Source organism: Mycobacterium sp. IS-1590 (assembly GCF_001500025.1).
GTDB lineage: Bacteria > Actinomycetota > Actinomycetes > Mycobacteriales > Mycobacteriaceae > Mycobacterium.
In genome coordinates this window covers 476,108-496,095 of record NZ_LQIW01000001.1, presented here as the reverse complement: position 1 = coordinate 496,095, position 19,988 = coordinate 476,108, and the positions used below count along the sequence as shown (strand labels likewise).

21 protein-coding genes are annotated in these 19,988 nt (G+C 68.1%); 4 read left to right on the top strand and 17 right to left on the bottom strand.

Features of this window, described 5'->3' with window-relative positions; translation table 11 throughout:
• Positions 1–4: 4 nt before the first annotated feature.
• From AU197_RS02435 to AU197_RS02390, 10 genes are all read right to left on the bottom strand, one after another.
• Positions 5–421, bottom strand: coding sequence for a QcrA and Rieske domain-containing protein (locus AU197_RS02435; RefSeq protein WP_064400755.1), 417 nt, complete (start codon positions 419–421; stop codon positions 5–7).
• A 13-nt stretch (positions 422–434) separates the two neighbouring features.
• Complete coding sequence (locus tag AU197_RS02430) at positions 435–1,004, bottom strand: DUF6529 family protein (protein ID WP_064400912.1); 570 nt, start codon at positions 1,002–1,004, stop codon at positions 435–437.
• Positions 997–1,644 (bottom strand): hypothetical protein, encoded by a 648-nt coding sequence (locus AU197_RS02425; protein WP_064400911.1) that lies wholly within the window; start codon positions 1,642–1,644, stop codon positions 997–999. Before AU197_RS02425 ends, AU197_RS02430 begins: the two co-directional genes overlap by 8 nt.
• Positions 1,645–1,800: 156 nt before the next feature.
• Entirely contained in the window at positions 1,801–3,558 is a 1,758-nt protein-coding gene (lpqB, locus tag AU197_RS02420) for an MtrAB system accessory lipoprotein LpqB (protein ID WP_064400754.1), read from the bottom strand.
• Positions 3,555–5,201 carry an MtrAB system histidine kinase MtrB gene (mtrB, locus tag AU197_RS02415; protein WP_064400753.1) on the bottom strand — a complete coding sequence of 549 codons (1,647 nt, stop codon included), beginning with the start codon at positions 5,199–5,201 and terminating at the stop codon, positions 3,555–3,557. The genes lpqB and mtrB overlap by 4 nt, the downstream gene beginning before the upstream one ends.
• Positions 5,202–5,274: 73 nt before the next feature.
• Positions 5,275–5,961 (bottom strand): two-component system response regulator MtrA, encoded by a 687-nt coding sequence (gene mtrA, locus AU197_RS02410; RefSeq protein ID WP_064345844.1) that lies wholly within the window; start codon positions 5,959–5,961, stop codon positions 5,275–5,277.
• A 79-nt stretch (positions 5,962–6,040) separates the two neighbouring features.
• Positions 6,041–6,673: a dTMP kinase gene (locus AU197_RS02405; protein ID WP_064400752.1), complete on the bottom strand. Its 633-nt coding sequence runs from the start codon at positions 6,671–6,673 to the stop codon at positions 6,041–6,043.
• A gap of 45 nt (positions 6,674–6,718) precedes the next feature.
• Complete coding sequence (locus AU197_RS02400) at positions 6,719–8,053, bottom strand: DUF2254 domain-containing protein (RefSeq protein ID WP_082696476.1); 1,335 nt, start codon at positions 8,051–8,053, stop codon at positions 6,719–6,721.
• A gap of 110 nt (positions 8,054–8,163) precedes the next feature.
• Positions 8,164–8,763, bottom strand: a complete 600-nt coding sequence (gene wrbA / locus AU197_RS02395) for an NAD(P)H:quinone oxidoreductase (RefSeq protein WP_064400751.1) — start codon at positions 8,761–8,763, stop codon at positions 8,164–8,166.
• 74 nt (positions 8,764–8,837) lie between these two features.
• The gene (locus tag AU197_RS02390; protein WP_197415435.1) at positions 8,838–9,323 is read right to left on the bottom strand and encodes a MarR family winged helix-turn-helix transcriptional regulator; all 486 of its coding nucleotides are present in this window, start codon (positions 9,321–9,323) and stop codon (positions 8,838–8,840) included.
• Positions 9,324–9,413: 90 nt separating this feature from the next.
• Here AU197_RS02390 and AU197_RS02385 point away from each other — a divergent pair, with 90 nt between their 5' ends.
• From AU197_RS02385 to ftsH, 3 genes are all read left to right on the top strand, one after another.
• Positions 9,414–9,878, top strand: coding sequence for a YflT domain-containing protein (locus AU197_RS02385; protein WP_064400749.1), 465 nt, complete (start codon positions 9,414–9,416; stop codon positions 9,876–9,878).
• Between the two features lie 144 nt (positions 9,879–10,022).
• Positions 10,023–10,649 carry a trimeric intracellular cation channel family protein gene (locus AU197_RS02380; protein ID WP_064400748.1) on the top strand — a complete coding sequence of 209 codons (627 nt, stop codon included), beginning with the start codon at positions 10,023–10,025 and terminating at the stop codon, positions 10,647–10,649.
• 74 nt (positions 10,650–10,723) lie between these two features.
• A complete protein-coding gene (gene ftsH, locus AU197_RS02375; RefSeq protein ID WP_064400747.1) occupies positions 10,724–12,706 on the top strand; it encodes an ATP-dependent zinc metalloprotease FtsH in 1,983 nt (660 codons plus the stop codon).
• A gap of 16 nt (positions 12,707–12,722) precedes the next feature.
• On the opposite strand, the gene AU197_RS02370 is transcribed toward ftsH, so the two are convergent.
• From AU197_RS02370 to mbhE, 7 genes are read right to left on the bottom strand one after another with little or no spacing between them, the layout of a single operon-like run.
• Entirely contained in the window at positions 12,723–13,055 is a 333-nt protein-coding gene (locus tag AU197_RS02370; RefSeq protein WP_064400746.1) for a cation:proton antiporter, read from the bottom strand.
• Positions 13,052–13,321: a monovalent cation/H+ antiporter complex subunit F gene (locus tag AU197_RS02365; protein WP_064400907.1), complete on the bottom strand. Its 270-nt coding sequence runs from the start codon at positions 13,319–13,321 to the stop codon at positions 13,052–13,054. Before AU197_RS02365 ends, AU197_RS02370 begins: the two co-directional genes overlap by 4 nt.
• 5 nt (positions 13,322–13,326) lie before the next feature.
• Positions 13,327–13,827 (bottom strand): Na+/H+ antiporter subunit E, encoded by a 501-nt coding sequence (locus AU197_RS02360; protein WP_064400745.1) that lies wholly within the window; start codon positions 13,825–13,827, stop codon positions 13,327–13,329.
• Positions 13,824–15,221: a complex I subunit 5 family protein gene (locus AU197_RS02355; RefSeq protein WP_064400744.1), complete on the bottom strand. Its 1,398-nt coding sequence runs from the start codon at positions 15,219–15,221 to the stop codon at positions 13,824–13,826. The genes AU197_RS02360 and AU197_RS02355 overlap by 4 nt, the downstream gene beginning before the upstream one ends.
• Before the next feature lie 7 nt (positions 15,222–15,228).
• Positions 15,229–15,615, bottom strand: a complete 387-nt coding sequence (locus AU197_RS02350) for a sodium:proton antiporter (RefSeq protein ID WP_064400743.1) — start codon at positions 15,613–15,615, stop codon at positions 15,229–15,231.
• Positions 15,612–16,079 (bottom strand): MnhB domain-containing protein, encoded by a 468-nt coding sequence (locus tag AU197_RS02345; RefSeq protein WP_197415434.1) that lies wholly within the window; start codon positions 16,077–16,079, stop codon positions 15,612–15,614. The genes AU197_RS02350 and AU197_RS02345 overlap by 4 nt, the downstream gene beginning before the upstream one ends.
• Positions 16,076–18,382: a hydrogen gas-evolving membrane-bound hydrogenase subunit E gene (gene mbhE / locus AU197_RS02340; RefSeq protein ID WP_197415433.1), complete on the bottom strand. Its 2,307-nt coding sequence runs from the start codon at positions 18,380–18,382 to the stop codon at positions 16,076–16,078. The genes AU197_RS02345 and mbhE overlap by 4 nt, the downstream gene beginning before the upstream one ends.
• Positions 18,383–18,577: 195 nt before the next feature.
• Here mbhE and AU197_RS02335 point away from each other — a divergent pair, with 195 nt between their 5' ends.
• Positions 18,578–19,981 (top strand): Nramp family divalent metal transporter, encoded by a 1,404-nt coding sequence (locus tag AU197_RS02335; RefSeq protein WP_197415432.1) that lies wholly within the window; start codon positions 18,578–18,580, stop codon positions 19,979–19,981.
• Positions 19,982–19,988: the final 7 nt, after the last annotated feature.

Below are 19,988 nucleotides of genomic sequence, written 5' to 3'. Positions count from 1 at the left end.
GTGCTCAGCGTAAGATGATCGAATCTCCCTGCAGGTCAACCTGTCTCGACCCCAGAGGACGGGCTGCCGGCCCGTTGGCCACCGTGCCGTCGAGGTTGAACCTGCTGCCGTGACAGGGGCAGTTGATGGTGCCGCCCGCCACGTCGCGCACCGTGCACCCGGCGTGAGTGCAGGTGGCCGAGAACCCCTTGAAATCACCTGGCGTCGGCTGCGTCAACACCGTCCCGTCGACGATCACACCTCCGCCGACCGGAACGTCGGCGACCTTTGCCAGGACCGCGACCGGCGCCCCCGCTCCCCCGGTGGTCGTGGCGGCCGGCTCCTCGGCGGCGCCGGAATCTTCACCGTACGTGCTGCAGGCCGCCAGCGCGCCGGTCGCGATTCCGAGCCCGGCGCCCACCAGAAATTGTTTGCGTCGCATGGCAATCCCTTCGTCAGAACCTCAGTCCGCTGGTTTGGAAGAACCACAGCGCCGAGGTGAGCCAGACGTAGACCAACCCGAAGAACACCAGTCCCCCGACGATGGGAAGCACCCAGCCGCGAAGCCCACCACGCGTCAGCAGGATCATCTTGGTGACGAAGACGCCGTAGAAGAAACAGCCGAACAGCGAGTGAAACAGCACCCGACTGTCGGTGTCGGCGAAGCCGAGCGCGTAGAGGCAGTGCACGGCCACCGGCACGGTCGCCAGCACCGCCAACCGGCCCGACCATACGTGGGCCGTTCCGATCCACGCCGGCGCGCGCCCACCGGGGGTCAACCGGTACATCACGAACGCCGAGAACAGTTGGAACAGCGCCAACGAAACCGCAAGGGTGGCCAGCCACGACTTCACCGCCGTGCCGCTGGAGAACCCCGCGACGTTGATCGAAAAGAATTGCGGCTCATGGAGCTTGCCGAACACCCCGAGCGTGATGGCGACCAGTGCGCCGAGGCTGACGGCGATCAGCATCCCCGCCGCGCCGGTGTTGCGGGTGGCCACCAACCCAGAAGCGGGATCAGACATCGCTGCCACCGCCGACGCGAACGGCCCTGACCCGCTGCCCGTCGATCACCGCGGTGCCGTCGGTGGCCAGAACCGGTGCGGGACCGATGGATCCGTCGTTGCGACGGAGCACGCCGGTGACGTCACCGTCCTCGTCGACGATCCAGCTGCTCCGCACGCCGTCGCGCTCGTATACGAACAGGCCGGCGGGCGCTTCGGCGGCCGGCGCCGTGAACACCCAGCTCTTCTCGCCGATGGTCAGCAACCCCATCACCGCATCGCCGTCGAGGTGGCCGTCGAGAACCCCGGTCTTGTCCCTGCTCGTGAGGTTCACGACACCGTCCGTGGCGTCGCCTCGCAGCCACATCTCGACCGAGTCGCCGTCACAGGCGTACGCGATCGCCTGGTCGCCGTCGACCGAGATCTCCAACGTGATCGGGCCGATGGCCGTCGGCACGGTTCCGACGTAGTCGGCCCTGGCCGGGAAGCCCGTCGCGGGCGGTTGCGGCGCGGTTGCGGGCGCCGGAGCGCTCGGCGTGGTGGCCGATTCGGTCGCCGGCGCGGCCGCGGGCGCGGGTTCCTGGGAAGCATTGCCGAGCCACAGCGCGGCTGCCAGCGCGGCGACCGCGCCCAACGTGATCAACGGACCGCGAGTCCTCATCTTCACTCCTGGCTGATAGCAAACGCCTGCGGCGTCGTTCTGTCAGGACAACGGGCGATACCGGAGGTCGGTTCACATCGATTTCTCGCGAACGCAACACCAGGGTCGTGACGAGGGGTGTGTTTGCAACCCTGGTGTTGATTTCGCGAGCCGGCTCTAGCCCGGCAGCACGGGCTCGGCGCCCGGCACCAGCAGCGGACGCACCTCGGCCCACGCCGGATCGTCCTCGGCCACCGAGCCGGATAGTTGCACCACCCCGCGGGCATCGGCGACGTACACCGTCGACGGGTTGGCCGCCACGGTGGTGACCGGCATCAGCAGGTTGCGGCTCGGTCCGTCGGAGTTGACGCCGTCGAGGTTCACGTACGAGACCGGATGCTGGGGATCGGTGCGGCTGACCACGATGTCGTCACCGGTGCGCCATGACAGCGACACCACGGTGTTGCCCAGGCCGTACCCCAGCCGTCGCGGGTAGGTCAGCGCGTAGCCGCCGCCGGGCGTCTGCTCGACACCGGCCAGGATCACCCGTCCATCGATGACCATCGCCGCGCGCGTGCCGTCGCGCGACAACTGCAGCTCGGTGACCACGCCGGGGAACCTGCTCGACACCAGCGTGGAGTCGACCGGTATCCGCGCCGGCTGGCCCGATGCGTCCTGGATGACGCGCACGACGTTGTTACCGTCGATCACCACCCAGACCGCGTTGTCGAGCGACCAGCTGGGCCGCGACAGGCTCCGCGCATCCAACACCTGCGATGCGGCGCCACCGAGCGCGCCCACCCACATCGACGACGCCATATCCGGTGCGCCCGGCCGCAGCGTGACAATCGAGGCCACCTCCTGCCCCGTGCGGGACACCGCCGCAGCGGTCTGGTCCGGCATCTGCCCGAACTGTCCCGGAACCCGCGGCGCCCGCCGACCGTCGAGCGCGACGAGCGAACCCCCCACCAACGCGTGCAGGCCGGCCGCCACTCCCGAGGCCGCGCCGGGATCGGTGGCCGCCACGTCGGAGGTCTCCCAACCGTCGGCGAACCGGTCGTCAAGGGCGGCACCGTCGGCATTGATGACGTACGGCCCGTTGACCCCCGCGCGCGACAGCGTCCAGATGAGTTGCGCCGCAAGCAGTTGCCTGCTGTGCGGATCGGTGGTCGACAGGTTGTCCAGATCGATCCTGGCGCCGCCGTAGCCCCGGCCGACGCCCATCTTGCCGCCGTCGGCGCGCGTCACCGGGCCCCGTAGTTTCAGGGGCGGTTCGAGGAGATTACGAACGGTCTTGGCCATCTCCGGTCGCGGTCCGGCGATCAACTTGCTCACCAGTTCGGTGGCCAGCTGGTCGGGATCGGAGACCGCGACATAGCGCGGATCGGGCACGACGGTGCCACCGGTCGGATCGACGAAATACAGGGTGTTGCGCCGGTAGGTCGCCTGAAATTGCTGCCAGTCGAGGAAGACGCCGTTCGGCAGCTTGTCGATGCGCCAACCGTCGGGGGTCTTGACCAGTTCGATCGGCCCCGGGTCGGGCAGCGCGCCCTCCCCCGTCTCGAACACGCCCATGTCCGACAACGACCCGAGGATGTCGGCGCGCATGCTCACCGAAACCCGTTCGGGACCACGCGTCTCGACGAACACCACGTTGTCGATCAACAGCGCACTGCCCGCGTCATCCCAAGCCTGCGAAGCGGATTCGGTGAGGAACTGGCGCGCGGCCAGGTGCCGGTTGGCCGGATCGGCGGTGGCTTTGAGGAATTCGCGCAGCAACACGTCGGGATCCATGCCCGGAGTCGGTTTGGGCAGGCTGGGCGGGGCGGGCCGGTCGACGGTTCCGATGGCTTGCGGCGAGGACGAACTGGGCACGCCCGCACAGCCGGTCAGAACCAATGCCAGCGCACCCAGGACGGCCAGCAGGGTTCTCACACGGACTCCTGCGCAGGTTCACGATCACGGCTGCGCGGCGGCACATCTTCCGGCCCAACGGGTTTCAGCGGCAGCGGGCTGGTGGTCACTTTGTGCCCGCGGACGAGCGGCAGCGTCAGACGGAAGCAGGCGCCCTTACCGGGTTCACCCCAGGCCTCCAGCCTGCCCTGGTGCAGGCGGGCATCCTCGATGCTGATCGCCAGACCGAGACCGGTGCCGCCGGAACGACGTACCCGCGAGGGGTCCGACCGCCAGAAGCGGCTGAACACCAGTTTCTCCTCGCCGGGGCGCAGCCCGACCCCGTGGTCGCGGACGGTGACGGCGACGGTGTCGTCGTCGGCGGCCATCCGGATGCGGACGGGTTTGTGCTCGGCGTGGTCGATGGCGTTGGCGATGAGGTTGCGCAGGATGCGCTCCACCCGTCGCGGATCGACCTCGGCGATGACCTCCTCTCCTGGCATGTCGACGCCGAGTTCGTCGTCGGCGTCGGCCGCGAGATGCCCGACGTTGTCCAAGGCGCTGCGCACCGTCGAGCGCAGATCCAGCGACTCGACCGACAGCTCGGCGACACCGGCGTCGTGGCGGGAGATCTCCAACAGATCGTTGAGCAACGTCTCGAACCGGTCGAGCTCGCTGACCATCAACTCGGTGGACCGGCGCAGAGCGGGATCGAGATCATCACTGTGGTCGTGGATCAGGTCGGCGGCCATGCGCACCGTCGTCAGCGGGGTGCGCAGTTCGTGGCTGACGTCGGAGGTGAACCGGCGCTGCAGGTTGCCGAACTCCTCGAGTTGGGTGATCTGGCGGTGCAGGCTCTCGGCCATGTCGTTGAACGAGACGGCGAGGCGGGCCATGTCGTCCTCGCCGCGCACCGGCATGCGCTCGGTGAGGTGGCCTTCGGCGAACCGCTCGGCGATGCGCGACGCCGAGCGCACCGGCAGCACGATCTGGCGCGCCACCAACAGGGCGATCGCGGCGAGCAGTCCGAGCAGCACCACGCCCCCGGTGGCCATCGTCCCGCGCACCAGCGCGATCGTGGACTCCTCGTTGTTGAGCGGGAAGATCAGGTAGAGCTCGAGGTTCGTCACCGATGACGACGTCGGACTGCCGACGATCAGCGCGGGCCCGGAGAAACCGTCGGTGTGCACTGCTGCGTACTGATAGCTGACCTGGCCGGCCTTGACGAACTCCCGCAGCGTGTTGGGCACCTGCTGAACCGGGCCGGCCGCGGTCGCCGCCCGAGGCCCGTCGCCGGGAACCACCAGAACCGCGTCGTAGGTTCCCGCCAACCCCGGTTCGGCGTCGGCGCTGCGATCGATCAGTGTGTTGCGCGCCAGCTGCAGGCTGCTGTCGAGCGAGCGGGTCTCCTCGCCGCCGACGATTCCGCTGACCGTGGTGCGTGCACGGTCGATCTGCTCGGTCGCCGCTCGCACCTTGACCTCGAGGATGCGATCGGTGATCTGGCTGGTCAGCACGAATCCGAGCACCAGGATCACGGCCAGCGACAGGCCCAACGTCAACGAGACGACGCGCAGCTGCAGGGAGCGCCGCCAGGCCAGGCTGATCGCCCGCCCCAGCGCGCCCAGTCCGCGCACCAGCGGCGCCGAGCGCCGATGGATGCGTCGTCTGGAGCTGAAGATCACGGCGCCCGCCGAGTGGTCAGCACGGCGACCGCCAAGCGGTCGGGATCACGACCACGGCCGAGAGCCGTGCATGTCACGGCGGTCCGGCCTTGTACCCCACTCCTCGAACAGTGAGTACCACCTGCGGGTTCTCCGGATCCTTCTCGACCTTGGCCCGCAACCGCTGGACATGCACGTTCACCAAACGGGTGTCCGCGGGGTGTCGATAACCCCACACCTGTTCGAGCAGCACATCACGAGTAAACACCTGCCGCGGTTTGCGCGCCAACGCCACCAACAGGTCGAACTCCAGCGGGGTCAGCGAGATCTGTTCGCCCTGGCGGGTGACCTTGTGGGCCGGCACGTCGATGTCGACGTCGCCGATCGACAGCATCTCGGCCGGCTCGTCCTCGTTGCGCCGCAGGCGGGCCCGCACCCGCGCGACGAGCTCTTTCGGCTTGAACGGCTTCATCACGTAGTCGTCGGCGCCGGACTCCAGGCCCAGTACGACGTCGACCGTGTCGGTCTTGGCGGTCAGCATGACGATCGGCACGCCGGAATCCGCGCGGAGCACCCGGCAGACGTCGATGCCGTTCATGCCGGGCAGCATCAGGTCGAGCAGGACCAGATCGGGCCGCAGCTCACGGACCGCGGTCAGCGCTTGGGTGCCGTCACCGATGACCGCCGTGTCGAAGCCTTCGCCCCGCAGCACGATGGTGAGCATCTCGGCGAGCGACGGGTCATCGTCGACAACCAGAATCCTTTGCCTCATGGAGACCATGGTGTCACCGAATTGCGATAAACCCCGGCTACCACACGGCGCGTTTCGCGCTTTGACCGGCGAATGACGCCGAACGGGACTAGTGAGGGTCCAGTTCGGCGGCGAGTGCGGCCGGATCGACCTCGGGCCCGGCGACCTCCCAGCGTCCGCACCACTGCGATGCGGCCAGGGCGGCGTAGACGTCGGAGGTGCGTTGCTGCAGCCCGCCGTCGCGCTCGTAGGCGTCCTTGGCCCGGTCGACCTCGGTGTTGGCGCGCTGCTCGGCCCGCTGAGCCGCCAGTTCGATCGGCACGGCCAGCAGTACCTGGGCATCGGGCCGCGGTAGCGCGAGGCGCTCATACTCCAGGGCGCGCACCCACTCGACGACCTCACCGCCCGCGTCCTGGTGCAGGCGCGCGGCGCTGTAGGCCGCGTTGGACGCGACGTAGCGGTCCAGGATGACGACGTCGTAGGTGTTCTGCAGGCGTTGGATCTCGGCTCGCGCGCGGGCACGGTCGAGCGCGAACAGCACCGCCATCGCGTACACCGAGTCGGCGAGGTCACCGTGGGACCCGTGCAGCGCCTCGGCGGCCACGTCGGCCTCCACCGACTGGCCGTAGCGCGGAAATGCCAGGGTTGTCGTCGTTCGGCCGGCGGCTTCGAACGCGATGCGAAGCCCGTTGGTCAGCGTGCGCTTGCCCGCGCCGTCGACCCCCTCGATGACCATCAGCACGGCTGTGACACTAGCGATGCCGGGCGCCTCGGTGCCCGAGGCCGATCAGACGTCGTGTTCTGCCGGGTCGGTGGCCGCCTCCTGCGAGATCGCCCGGAGGCGTTCGAGATCGGCCGGGTGGAGGTCGGGTTGGGCGTCCATGGCGTCCATCAACAACCCGATCTGCCTGCGTAGCGGGGCGATGTACTCCTGCCGGCCCACGCTGCGAGCGTGTTCGATCAGCATCCGCAGCACCCGCAACACCGTCGCAACGACGTTCGGTTGACCGACCGAACTCTGGCGGATCTGGTCGAAGGCGTGCGCGATGTATTCCTCGTGCGACAGATCCCAGGGCCGAAGAAGAATCCTGTCGTCGGGTCCGCAAACCGCCTGCGGCGGCATGTCGGCCGCCAACAGTTTGCGCATCAGGCTGCCGATTCGGAGCACCACGTCGGCCGCCGTGGTCGGGTCGTTGACGGCGGGGCTGAGCGCACGCAGAGCGATGTCGACCAGCTGCCGGACGCCGAAGTCGACATCTTGCTGCATGGTGCGGATATCGGCCACCTCCACCGTCGACCTCAGCTTGCGGTCGACGCGACCGGCGTCGGCCGGCTTCGGCCACAGCGTCATCAGCACCTCGCCCCGGTGTATGTAGGCGCCGGTGCGCGTCTCCAATCGCACGACGGTCGCGGGCGGGACCGCGGCCAGGATGTACCTGCTCGCCGACTGGGTGACCCAGCCGTCGCTGCCCGCATGGACCGTCAGGTGCTCGCCCGTTCCCGGCGCCGGGTGGGGGGCCGGTGTCTCCATGCGCGTCTGCCGCTCCTGCTCCTCGATCACCTCGTCGGCCTCCGCGGCAATGGTGCGCACCACCTCCCCGACCTGCAGCCCGTAGGCCAACCGGTTGAGGTAGGCGATGATCAGCAGCACCGTCACTACCGCCAGTACGACCGCCGCCGTCATCGACACCCGCGGCGCATTCGACATCGGGTCCCCGCTGATATGGCGAAGGGTCAGCACACAGAAGACGAAGGTGCCCACCAGTAGGCCGATGACCAACTGGCTCAGCCGGTCCCGGATGAACGACCGCATCACCCGTGGTGAGAACTGGCTGCTGGCCAATTGCAGGCTCACCACCGTGAGCGAGAAGACCACTCCCGCGGTGGTGATGGTGGCGCCGGCGACGGTGCTCAGTAGCCACGTCGCCGCGTTGCTGTTCATTTCGAGGGTCAACGGGAGTGAGGTGTTCACGCCCACGATGTCGTCGAGGTAGGCCGTCGCCTCCGCGAGGGCGATGCCGCCCACCAGCACCAGGGCGGGGAGCGCGAAGAGACTTTCGCGAAAGTGGTAGCGGGCGGTGGCGAAGCGCAGCGCCGACGGTCGACTGAAGAGCCGCATCATGTCCACGTACACCTTCTGAGTTGTCGTGCGCCAATGGACGGGTGGTGAGAGGTCGTGATGGCTTCAGCAGTGTCGCAGACGCATTCGCCTACGTCCGCACTGCGCGAGGACTATCCGGCAAGGCGGCCGGCGATCGTGACCACCCGTTGCGCCATGTGTTCGAGCGCGGCGTTGGTCGCATCGTTGACAGGGGACTTGTTGTCCGGGCCGGTGATGTGGCTGACGCCGTACGGGTTTCCATCGGCGAACTTGAGCTCGTTGGTGTACCCGGGTGGCACGATGATGCCGCCGAAGTGCATCAGCGTCACGTAGAGGTTGATCAACGTGGTCTCCTGCCCGCCGTGAGCGGTTTGCGACGACGTGAACCCGGCGTAGACCTTGTCGGCGAGTTTCCCCTGTGCCCACAACCCACCCAGTGTGTCGATGAAGGTACGGAAAGGCGCTGCGGGAGAACCGAATCGGGTCGGTGAGCCGAAGATCACCGCGTCGGCCCACACGATGTCGTCCCCCGTCGCCGACGGAAGGTCCTTGGTGTCTTCGTAGTTGGCCGACCAGGCGGGGTTGTCCGCGAACGACTTGGGATCGCGGGTTTCGGCGACCGGGCGGAACCGGACCTCGGCGCCGGCCTTCTCCCCGGCCTCGGCAACGGTGCGCGCCATCGCGGTGCCGTGCCCCGTTGCGGAGTAGTAGATCACTGACAGTTTCACCATGATTGGCTCCTTCCGATCGATGGGTGCTTGATAGGGGTTCCTCTTTCACCGGCTACTAATCCACGGTGCTGCGTTCAGGGCGCCGACGCACTCGCTCGCAGGATCTCGCCAGAGGACGTGAGGTCTTGGGCGAACCGGGCCAGAAGCGTGGCGAGGTCCCGCCGGTCGCGTTCGGGCCAGTGCGCGAATGCGCGCGCGACGACGTCGGTGCCTGCGACGTCCATGCGTTGACAGGTCCGGCGCCCCTTGGCGGTCGCGGTGAGCAGTGCGGCCCGTTGATCGGCGGGATCCGGGCGCCGGCGGATCAGATCACGCTGTTCGAGCCTGCGAACCTGCAACGACATCGTGGACTTGTCGACGCCCTGCCAATGGGCAAGGTCGGAGATTCGCACTGGACCGTTGGAGACGATGGCGCGCAACAGGTCCACGTCGATCGGTGAGAAATCCTGTGCGGCCCGTCCGAGCAGCGCGGCGCGCGCGTCGGGGCGGTTGGACCACCGCGCAATCTGCCGGATCGCCTCGTACACGGCCCGGTCTTCGCCCTCTTCGTGTTTGGCCACCGCGTTCACACCTGCTTAATAGTTGGTATATACCAACCAAAGATACTATAGTTGGGTAGTACCAACCAACTAGATCAGATAGGAGATTTCATGACAGCGACGTTGAACCGAAACTCACTGGAGTCGATGGTGCTGCGCGTGTATCCGACCTACGAAGAGGCACAGCGCGTGGTGGATAAACTGTCAGACGAGGGCTTTCCCGTCGAACGTGTGCGCATCATCGGTCACGGCGTCGACAGTGTCGAGCAGGTGACCGGCAGGATGACCAAGGGCAGGGCCACGCTGATGGGCGCCGGGGCGGGCGCCGGATTCGGTCTGCTGTTCGGCCTGCTGTTCAGCCTCTTCGTCCTCGTCCCGTCCGGGGTGTTGCTGACGCTGCTGGGCAGCCTGTTGATCGGCGCCTTCTGGGGCGGCGTTTTCGGTTTCATCGCGCACTGGACTACCGGTGGCCGGCGCGACTTCTCGAGCATCTCGGGTCTGGTGGCCAAGAGCTACTCGGTGCAGGTCGATGCCCCCTACTTCGACGAAGCGGTCCGCATCGCCGACGGAATCTGACCCGTTCAGAGGACCTGTTGCGTCGATCCGGCGTCAACCGTCGGCAACAGGTCCTCGACCTAGCGCGCGCTTCCGTCGGTGAGGCATCGAACCGCGCCGGCGGGGTCGTGGGACACGGGCGCGGCCTCGGGTATACACCAAGCAATGTCGACCGAAACGCCTCTGCTGCTGGTGCTCGACCTCATCGGCACGTTCGCGTTCGCACTCAACGGTGCGCTCGTGTCGCTGCGCGCAACGCGTCTGGACATCTTCGGCGTGGTCACCGTCGGCATGCTCACCGGGCTGGGCGGTGGCGTCATCCGCGACATCCTTCTGAATTCACTTCCGCCCGCGACCTTCGTGGACTGGCGCTATCTGGCCGTGGCCGCGGGCGGCGGCGCCATCGCGTTCGTGCTGAGCCCCGCCCTCGAGCGGTTCACCATGCCCATCACCATCGCCGATGCCGTCGGGTTGAGCGTGTTCGCCGTGCTCGCCGCCTACAAGGCACTGAACCTCGAGTTCGGCGTCCTGCAGGCGGTCATCGTCGGCACCATCACCGCCGTCGGCGGCGGCACCATCCGTGACATGGCGATCGGGCAGGTGCCCACGGTGTTCCGCAGCGAGCTCTACGCGATTCCGGCGATGATCGGCGCGGCCTGTGCGGCGCTCCTCTACGGCCTCGGCGTGCAGAACATCGCGGCGACGCTGGGCGCCGCGACCGTGTGCTTCGTGATCCGCATGGTCGGGGTGCGATTCGATCTCAACGCCCCCCGGCCTCCATGGCAACGATGACGCCGCCACCGCAGAATCCGCGAGGAAACCGCGGTCCCTTATCGAAAGCCGACGACCCGGCTAGCTTGGATACTGTGACCGAGTCCGGGCGCACGAACGGAACGCGCAGACGCGAATCGTCCGCGGCGTCGAAGCCGCCGAACAACGACGACCCCAAACCGTGGCGCACCGAAGGGCTACCCAACCAGAACGCGGACGCCGACGGTCAACGTCGACGGCCGCGCTGGTGGGTCGTGCTGATGTACCTCGGTCTCGGCTATCTGGCGGTGTTCGGGCTGCTGTCCTTCCAGGACACGCTGGGCGATCCGGCCAAGGTGCCGTACACCGAGTTCACCGCACAGGTGGAGCAGCGCAACGTCGCCGAGGTGTTCTCCCAGGGCGAGTCCATCCAAGGCACGTTGCGCGAAGCGAAACCCGTTCCAGCTCAAGATGATGCGTCGAAAACCTACGACCGTTTCACCACCGAACGGCCCACCTTCGCCCAGGATGACCTGCTCACCCAGCTCGAGGAGGGTGGCGCCACGGTTTCGGCGGAACCGCTGAGCACCGACCGCGGTATCTTCTGGAACCTGCTGCTGTCCTTCGCCCCGATCCTGCTGCTGTTCGGGTTCTGGTTCTGGCTGTTCAAGCGCGCCCAGTCGATGCAGGGTGGTGGCGGCGGACTCTTCGGCATGAACTCGCGCAAGCGCGAGCCCGTCGACCCGGAGACGGTCCGGGTCACCTTCGATGATGTCGCCGGCATCGACGAGGTCAAGGCCGAGATCAACGAGATCGTCGACTATCTGCGTCATCCGGAGAAGTACCGCAAGCTCGGTGCGAAGGTGCCCAAAGGTGTGCTGCTGACCGGCCCACCCGGCACCGGCAAGACGCTGCTCGCACGGGCGACGGCGGGCGAAGCCAACGTGCCGTTCTTCTCGGCGAGCGGAGCCGAGTTCATCGAGATGATCGTCGGCGTCGGCGCCTCCCGGGTGCGCGAACTCTTCGAGGAAGCCCGCAAAGTCGCTCCGTCGATCATCTTCATCGACGAGATCGACACCATCGGCCGCTCGCGCGGCGGCGGTGCCAGCGTCGGCGGGCACGACGAGCGCGAGCAGACGCTCAACCAGATCCTCACCGAGATGGACGGTTTCAGCGGATCGGAGGGAGTGGTGGTGCTCGCCGCGACGAACCGCCCCGATGTCCTGGATCCGGCGCTGCTGCGGCCGGGACGGTTCGACCGCACAGTCACCGTCAACCCGCCCGACCGCAAGGGTCGCATCGCCATCCTGCGCGTGCACACGCGCTCGGTACCGCTGGCCGACGACGTCGACCTCGACACGGTCGCCGCCGCGACACCCGGCATGACCGGCGCGGACCTGGCCAACCTGGTCAACGAGGCGGCGTTGGCCGCCGCCCGCGACGGGCTGACCCACGTGACGGCCCGCTATCTGTCCGACGCCCTGGAGAAGGTGCAGCTCGGGACCGCCCGCAACGTGGTGGTTTCCGAGGAGGAACGTCGCCGCACGGCCTATCACGAGGCCGGACACGCGTTGCTCGGCATGCTGCAACCGGGTGCCGACCCGGTGCGCAAGGTGTCCATCATCCCGCGTGGCCACGCCCTGGGCGTGACGTGGTCCACCCCGGAGGAGGACCGCTACGGCTACACCGCCGACTATCTGCGTGGGCGCATCATCGGCGCCCTGGGCGGGATGGCCGCAGAAGAGGAGATCTTCGGCGTGGTGACCACGGGTTCGGAAAGCGACCTCGAGACGGCTACCAACGTTGCGCGCGCCATGGTCGGACGGTGGGGCATGTCCGAGCGGATCGGCCCGGTGTCGGTGCTGCCTCGCGAGGGCGATCCGCGGATGGGTGGTGTCTCGGACTCCATGCTCGGCTCCGTCGACCAGGAGATCCGTCGACTCATCGACGAGTGCTACGTCGAGGCCCGGCGGCTATTGCGCGACAATCGGCGCCGGCTCGACCGCATCGTCGCCGAGTTGCTTGCCCAGGAGACCCTCGACGAGACCCAGGTGTACGAGGCCGCCGGCATCTCCAGGGCGGCCACCGCGTCGGTGTGACCTGTCAGCGGTTTCGTCAGACGTCGCGCTCACCGTCCGGTTCCTCGCGTGGCTCGTGCGCGCGTTGGCTGCGACGGCCGGCGGAGTTGGCGATGGCGTGACCGGAGGCCGGCGAGGACGCCACCATGAAGGCGATGGTCAGAAACGCGAAGGCGATGATCGCGGCGTTCTCGGTGGCGATCGAGGACGCCAGCACCGCGATCACTCCGGGACCGGTGGCCAGGCCCTGGGCGTGCAACTGGCTCAACGTGTCCGGTATCCGCAGCAATCCGTAGACACTGATCGTCAACAGCACCAGTCCCGCGACCAGCAGCACCGCGCCGAGGGTGTCGAGCACCAGGGAGATCACTCGAACGGCCCTCCGGATCCGAGGTAGCGCGCGGTGGCGACGGTCGCGACGAACGCGAGAAGCGCGAGCGCGACCGCCGCGTTCAAGTAGTAGGGCACGTCGCGCAGATAGCTGACGAGCGCCAGCAGCGCGACCAGGAGCACGGCCAGCAGGTCCAGTGCGATGACGCGCTGGAGCACATCGCGCGCTCGTAGCAGTAACAGTCCTCCGGCCACGGTGAGCACGGTGGTCCAGACCAGGGCGACGATGAGCAGCGCGGTGGGCATGGCGGTCACGGAAAAACGCGGCGCTGCGCGTGCTCGTAGGAACGCATCTGCTCGCGACGGATGGCGTCGGGGTCGCGCGCGTCCAGGACGTGCAACACCAGCGTGCCCTCTTCGTCGTCGACATCGACGACGACGGTGTCCGGAGACAACCCGACACGGATCGCCCAGGCCGTCGCCGACGCCGGTGAACCGGGACGGATCGCCATCGTCACCAGGCCGGGCGACATCGGCTGCAGGCCCAGACAGTGCCGGGACACCGTCCAGCTCGCACGGCACATGTCGAGCACCGTGACCCCGATCAGCGCCGGTACTCCGGCCATCCGGCGCCACGGCGTCGTGCCGGCCGGCCGGTCCGGATGCCGGGTCCGTTTTCGCATGACGGTTCCCGCCAGCACGATCAGGGTCGCGAGCAGCGCCCCGATGAGGATGTCGGCGGGTTCGACGCTGCTCAGCACCATCAGGTAGACGGCGGTCAGCGCGACGACCCGGGATATCGCGGCGATCATGTGAACCTCCCGGTGAGGGCTTCGGCGGCGGTCTGGCTGAGGATCAGAAGCGGCTCGGCCCACAGGCCCGCGGCGATCACGAGAAGAGCGATGGCGGCCACCAACGTGCGCGCCGAAACAGGGCTCACCGCAACGGGTTCGGCGGGCGTGAGATCCGTGCGCCAGAACCGTCGTTGGTAACTGGGAAACATGTAGACCAAGGACAGCACGCTTCCGATGAGGAGCAGCACGACCAGGGCCGCGCTGTCGGCGGCGATCGCGGTGCGGAACAACTCGAGCTTGCCGACGAAACCGAGCGCCGGTGGCACACCGGCGACACTGAATGCCCCGATCGCGAACGCGGCGGCCACCATTGGGCCGCGCAGCCCGTCGGCCAGAAACAGCAGGCCCTTGTTCAGCGCGTTGACCACGCTGTAGAGGACGGCCGCCGCGAGCCCGATCGGACCGCCGACGCCGAGCGCGACCAGGACGTAGCCGACCTGTCCGATCGCCGAGTAGGCCAGCGTCTCGCCGATGTCGCCGCGCGACACCGACACCACGCCGCCGTAGAGGATCGACGCGACACCGAGCACCACGAGTGCGGTCGCCGCGAACCGCACTTCCTCGCCGAAGATTCCGGCGCCGAAGCGCAGCAGACCATAGCCGCCGATGTTGGCGACCGCACCGCTGAGAATGGCCGCCACGGCGGGCCTGGTTCCCGCGTAGACCGTCGGCAGCCAGAAATGAAACGGAAAGAGCCCGAGTTTGACACTGAACGCCACGAAGTAGCCGACCGCGACGAGCAATGTCGCGTTGGCGCCGACGCCGTGGATGCGCTCGGCGACATCGGCCATCGCCAACGCGCCGGTGATGCGGTAGGTACCCGCGACCGCGATCAAGAACAGGAACGACCCCAGCAGGTTCACCGAAGCGAAGATCAGCGCCGCGCGCAGCTGGCGGGCGCCGCCGCCGTAGGTGGCCAGCGCGTAGGACGCCATCATCGAGATCTCGAAGAAGACATAGAAATTGAACACGTCGCCGGTGAAGAACAACCCCGTCAGGCCCGCCGCCAGCAGCACCACCAAGCCGGGGAAGGTGCGGTTCTGCACGCCGACGATGGCTTCGTTGCAGGCCGCGACGAGCAACACGACCACCGAGACCAGCGCGAACGTGGCCCCCAGCGCGTCGGCGTTCAGCACGATGCCCACCCCGGCCGGCCAGCCGCCGGTCGTCGACTGCCGCCCACCGTCGGTCACCACCTGCACGGTGAGGACCGCGAGCACCGTCAACGTCGCCGCCAGCGCGCCCACCGCCGACCAGGCGACCCAGCGGCGCCGGCCGTCCAGCCCGACGAGCACCGCACCCGTCACCCACGGGATGAGCAGGGCCAGCGACAGCGACAGCGAGACCGACATCAGCGCATCACGTCATCTCACTGCTGTCGCGTCGGCGATCGCGCTCGAGCACCTCTTCGTGCGCGATCTCCTGGGCGGCGAGTTCGTCGTGATGGGCTGTGCGCGAAGCGATGACCGCGCGGTGCACCAGGGCGAGCAGCAACGCGAGCGTCGCCAGCCCGATGACCAGCGCGGTGAGTACCAGAGCTTGGGGCACCGGATCGCTGACCGGGGCGCCGGCCTGCGGATCGATCGGGGCCTGCCCGCGTGACAGCCCGGCGCCGATCAGCGTCACCACGGCGGACTGCGAGATCAGCGCGACACCGACGACGATGCGGATCAGGTCGCGCTGCAGCAGAAGGTATGCGCCGCAACCGAAAAGTATGGCCGCGGCAACGGCGAACGCCAGGGTCACGACTCAGCCCCCTCTCCGTCGTCGGCGGCGTGGGCATCGGGTTCGGCCATCTGGTGCAGCAGCACCGTCATCACGCCGACGACGAGAAGGAAAATGCCGAGGTCGAAGATCAGCGGCGTGAACAACTCCAACGATCCGAAGGTGGTGACGGGTTCACCGGGGCCGGGCTCATGGCTGAACAACGGCGCGTTGAACAGCACTGGGAAGAAACCGACGGTCAGCGACATCAGCAGCCCGCCGATGGCGCAGTGCGGCGAGTATCGGAGCGGGGGCAACAAGCGCTCGGCGTCGGCGGCCCCGAAAGCCACGTAGCACAATGCGATTGCGAGCGCGACCACCATACCGGCGGCGAAGCCGTCGCCGACGTCGGTGTAACCCTTGACGATCAGCGCGGCGGCCACCATGAGGCTGGGCCCGAGCAGAAGCCGTGCCACCACGCGCAACACCACGCTCGTCCGCCTCACCACAGTCGACCTCGCCGCAGCAGGGTCGCCACCCCGACGACCGCGACCAGCAGCACGGTGATCTCGCCGAGCGTGTCCAGGCCGCGGAAATCGGTGATGATCACGGTGACGACGTCCTCCCCGTGCGCGATCGGGGTGCGCCGGATGTACTCCTCGGCCACTCCGGCCATCTGCGTCGGCGCCGAGAGGAATCCCCAGATGCTGACGAACGCGGCGATTCCGGCGACCCCCCCGGCAATCACGTTGCGCCACTGACGAATCCGCTCTGTACGGTTCGGGGGCGCCGGCTCGACGGGCCCGCTGGAGGGGGCCCGCTTGGGTAACCGATTGAACGCGGCGATGAAGACCAGGGTGATCATCGTCTCGACCAGGACCGCCACGAGCGCGATGTCGGGTGCGGCGACCAGGGCGTAGACGGCGGCCAGCGCGAAGCCGACCACCGACAACGCCAACACCATCCCGACCCGCGTGCCGATCCGGGCGGTCGCCAGTGTGGCGATGGCGACCAGCCCCAGCAGCGGAAGGATCAACCAGTCGCTTCCGTGCACCGCCCCCACCGCGTACTGGCCGGCCGTCGGCGTCACCGCGAACGCGAACGCGGTCAGCGCACCTGCGGGCACGAGCACGGCCGCGATGCTGCTGCGCAGGTCGCGCACCTCCCGATCGTGAATGGCAGCCGAGATACGCCCCAACACGCGAAGGCTTCTGGTGTAGATGCGCAGCGACCCCGCGCGCTCGCCGGCGCGGGCCAGTACCCGAGAAACGCTGTCGCGCAGCCGAGGCGTGGCGATCAGCACCGCCGCCAGCGCCCATACGCTCAGCGCCATCAGGTTCGCCGGACGCGCGTCGAGATGGTAGGCGGGTGACAGCTGCACCGGGGCGGCGTTGGTGACCGAGCCGGCGTCCGCGGCCAGGCCGCTGAACAGCTGCGGCACCAGTCCTGCCGCCACGCTGATGACCGCAAGGACGACGACGGGCGCGGTGAGGACGCCAGACACCGCCCGAGGCTGCGCCCGCGTCGGACCCAGGAACAGCTTCATCCAGAAGCGGCCGATGTAGGTCAGGGTCAGCACCGCGGCAAGGATGGCGAGCGTCGTCGGCAGCGCTCCGGCGGCACCGGCCGCATCGAAGAACAGTTCGTCTTTGAAGAACCCGGCCGTAAGGGGCAGCCCCGCCAGGCTCGCGGCCGCGACACCCGCCGCCGCCGCGAGCACGGGTCGACGCCGGCCCAGCCCGCCGAGCCGGGACAGCCGATCCTCCCCCGTTGCCATCGTCACCGCGCCCGCGGTCATGAACAGGGCGCTCTTGGCCACACCGTGCGCCAGCACATAGAACGCGGCCGCGCCCGCCGCGGCCCCGCCGCCGATGCCGTAGAGCATCACGACGTAGCCGTACTGGGAGATCGTCGAGTAGGCCAGCACCTGCTTGAGAACGTCCTGGCCCAGCGCGAGCACCCCTCCGACGACGATGGATGCCACGCCGACGACGAGCAGGCCGGTGAGCACGGCGTCGCTGCGCGCCAGCAGCGGATGCACCCGTCCGAGCACGAGCACGCCCGCCGCCACCATCGCCGCCGAATGCAGATAGGCCGAGACCGGCGTCGGCGCCGCCATCGCCTTGGGCAGCCAGAAGTGCAGGGGCACTTGAGCGCTCTTGGCCAACGCCGCCACCGCGAGCAGCACCGCGGCGACGGTGGTCGTCGTCCCGGGCTCGACTCGCTCGAGCAACTCCGGGATCGAGAACGTTCCGTGGCTCGCGTACAACAGCACCGCGGCGATGAGCATCGCCACCGCGCTGGCGACCGTGATCACCAGCGCCATCAGCGCCGCTCGACGCGCCTTCTGTTCGCCGCGGTCGAAACCGATCAAAAAGTACGAGCAGATCGCGGTGATGTCGAAGAAGACGAACAGCAGCACGAGATCCTGCGCGGTGGCCAACCCGACCATCGCCAGCGCGAACAGCACCATCCACGGCCAGAACCGCCACCGCTCCCGCGCCGGGCGACCTTCGTGCGCCAGGTGCAGCGACAGGTACCCGGTTCCGTACCAGAACACAAGGGCGCCGATGCCACAGGCCAGCATCGAGTACAGGGCGGCCAGGCCGTCGAACGAGAAGCTCAGGTGCAGATCCAGGGTCGGCACCCAGGGCACCGTGAACTCGCCGCCGCCGCGCAGCCACATCAACAGACACAGCACGAACCCGGCGAGCGCGATCGCGGCCGAAGCCCACCCCTGCCAGTCCGGCGGCATCCGCGGACGGTTCGACGCGACACCGAGCCCCCCGCTGCTGGAGGTTTTGGCCACGAGGTGCTCCTCGTCGACGGACGGACGGACGGACGGACTCCGGGCGGTACCGCTTACATCGCCTCATCATCATTACCCGCGCCGCCGGAATCTACGCGGGCAAACCCCACCGCGACGGCAGTGCGACGAACTAGTGTCCAGGTACCGGCAATCACCGCCCCAGCGATCTCACGATCGCGTGACGAGGAGTTGGCCTTGGCGACAGCCTCCGAGCCGATCGGCGCGCCCGCCGCGATCGGCGACCCTTACGCCTTGGACCCCGCGAAAATCAAAGAGCCGCCGAAGGGTTGGGGACCGAGCGTTCGCTTCCTCGGGCCCGGCATGATCACCAGCGCCGCCGTCGTCGGCTCCGGTGAGCTGATCACCGCCACGACTCTCGGCGCCGAAGTGGGCTTTCTGCTGCTGTGGCTGGTCTTCGTCTCGACGTTCGTCAAGGTGGCCGTCCAGATCGAAGTGGCCCGCTGGTCGATCTCCACCGGGCAGTCGGCTATCGAGGGCTACAACCGAGTGCCGCCGCGGTTCCTCAAGCGCGGCTGGGTCTCCTACCTCGCTGTGCTGATGTTCCTGCAGTTCCTGACCAGTCAGGCCGGTGTGTTGAGCGCCGCGGGCCTCGCACTGTCGCTGCTGGTGCCGATCGGGGGTGACTCGCCGAGCACCGCATCGGTCGGATTCTGGGTGCTGGTGATGGTGGTGGTCGCCATCGCCATCCACATCGCGAACCGCTACGGAATCGTCGAGAAGGTGTCGACGGTCCTGGTCGTGATCGTCACCGCGGCGGTGGTCGTCCTGGTGTTCGGCATCCAGGTCACCCCGTTCGCGTGGAGCATCTCGGACCTCGCCGGTGGCATGCAGTTCCAGCTCGCCGCAGGGACCATGGGAGTCGCGCTGGCGATGTTCGGCCTCACCGGCGTCGGAGCCGGCGAGATCACGTCGTACTCGTTCTGGTGTGTGGAGAAGGGCTACGCCGCCTGGACCGGACCCAACGACGGATCCGAGGCCTGGGTGCGGCGGGCGCGGGGCTGGATCTCGGTGATGAAGAAGGACGTCTGGGTCGCCTGGGTCATCTACACCACCTCGACGGCGTCGTTCTACATCCTCGGCGCGGCGGTGCTGAATCCGCAGGGGTTGGTGCCCGCCGGAAACGAAGTGCTGACGACGATCTCACGGATCTTCACCGACACCGTGGGCGACTGGGTCGGCGTCGTGTTCCTGGCGTTCGCCGCGCTGGCGCTGTACAAGACGATCCTGGCCAACGTCCCCAGCCTCAGCAGGCAGGTCGCCAACGCGATCGCGGTGTTCGGCGTCTTCGACTGGAAGGACTCGACGTCCCGCGACCGGTGGCTGCGCGGCCTGATGGTGGTCCAGCCGATCCTGTGGGGTGTGCTCGGGGTGGTGGCCGCCTCGCCGCTGGCGCTGGTGATCCTCGGCGGCATCCTCAACGCCCTGTATCTGGTGGCGGTGTCGATCGCGAGCTTGTACCTGTCGTTCAAAGAGACCGATCCGCGGATCAAGGACGGCCGGATGTTCACGGTCTACCTGGTCATCTCCGCGATTGCGATCTTCGCGGTCGGGGCGATCTCGCTCTACGACATGTTCTGACGGGCAC

Bases quoted from the DNA above. Each gene is read 5' to 3' on its own strand.
- AU197_RS02435 (WP_064400755.1), bottom strand. From the start codon at position 421: ATGCGACGCAAACAATTTCTGGTGGGCGCCGGGCTCGGAATCGCGACC.
- AU197_RS02430 (WP_064400912.1), bottom strand. From the start codon at position 1,004: ATGTCTGATCCCGCTTCTGGGTTGGTGGCCACCCGCAACACCGGCGCG.
- AU197_RS02425 (WP_064400911.1), bottom strand. From the start codon at position 1,644: ATGAGGACTCGCGGTCCGTTGATCACGTTGGGCGCGGTCGCCGCGCTG.
- mtrA (WP_064345844.1), bottom strand. From the start codon at position 5,961: ATGGTCTCCATGAGGCAAAGGATTCTGGTTGTCGACGATGACCCGTCG.
- AU197_RS02400 (WP_082696476.1), bottom strand. From the start codon at position 8,053: ATGATGCGGCTCTTCAGTCGACCGTCGGCGCTGCGCTTCGCCACCGCC.
- wrbA (WP_064400751.1), bottom strand. From the start codon at position 8,763: ATGGTGAAACTGTCAGTGATCTACTACTCCGCAACGGGGCACGGCACC.
- AU197_RS02385 (WP_064400749.1), top strand. From the start codon at position 9,414: ATGACAGCGACGTTGAACCGAAACTCACTGGAGTCGATGGTGCTGCGC.
- AU197_RS02380 (WP_064400748.1), top strand. From the start codon at position 10,023: ATGTCGACCGAAACGCCTCTGCTGCTGGTGCTCGACCTCATCGGCACG.
- AU197_RS02365 (WP_064400907.1), bottom strand. From the start codon at position 13,321: ATGCCCACCGCGCTGCTCATCGTCGCCCTGGTCTGGACCACCGTGCTC.
- AU197_RS02360 (WP_064400745.1), bottom strand. From the start codon at position 13,827: ATGATCGCCGCGATATCCCGGGTCGTCGCGCTGACCGCCGTCTACCTG.
- AU197_RS02355 (WP_064400744.1), bottom strand. From the start codon at position 15,221: ATGTCGGTCTCGCTGTCGCTGTCGCTGGCCCTGCTCATCCCGTGGGTG.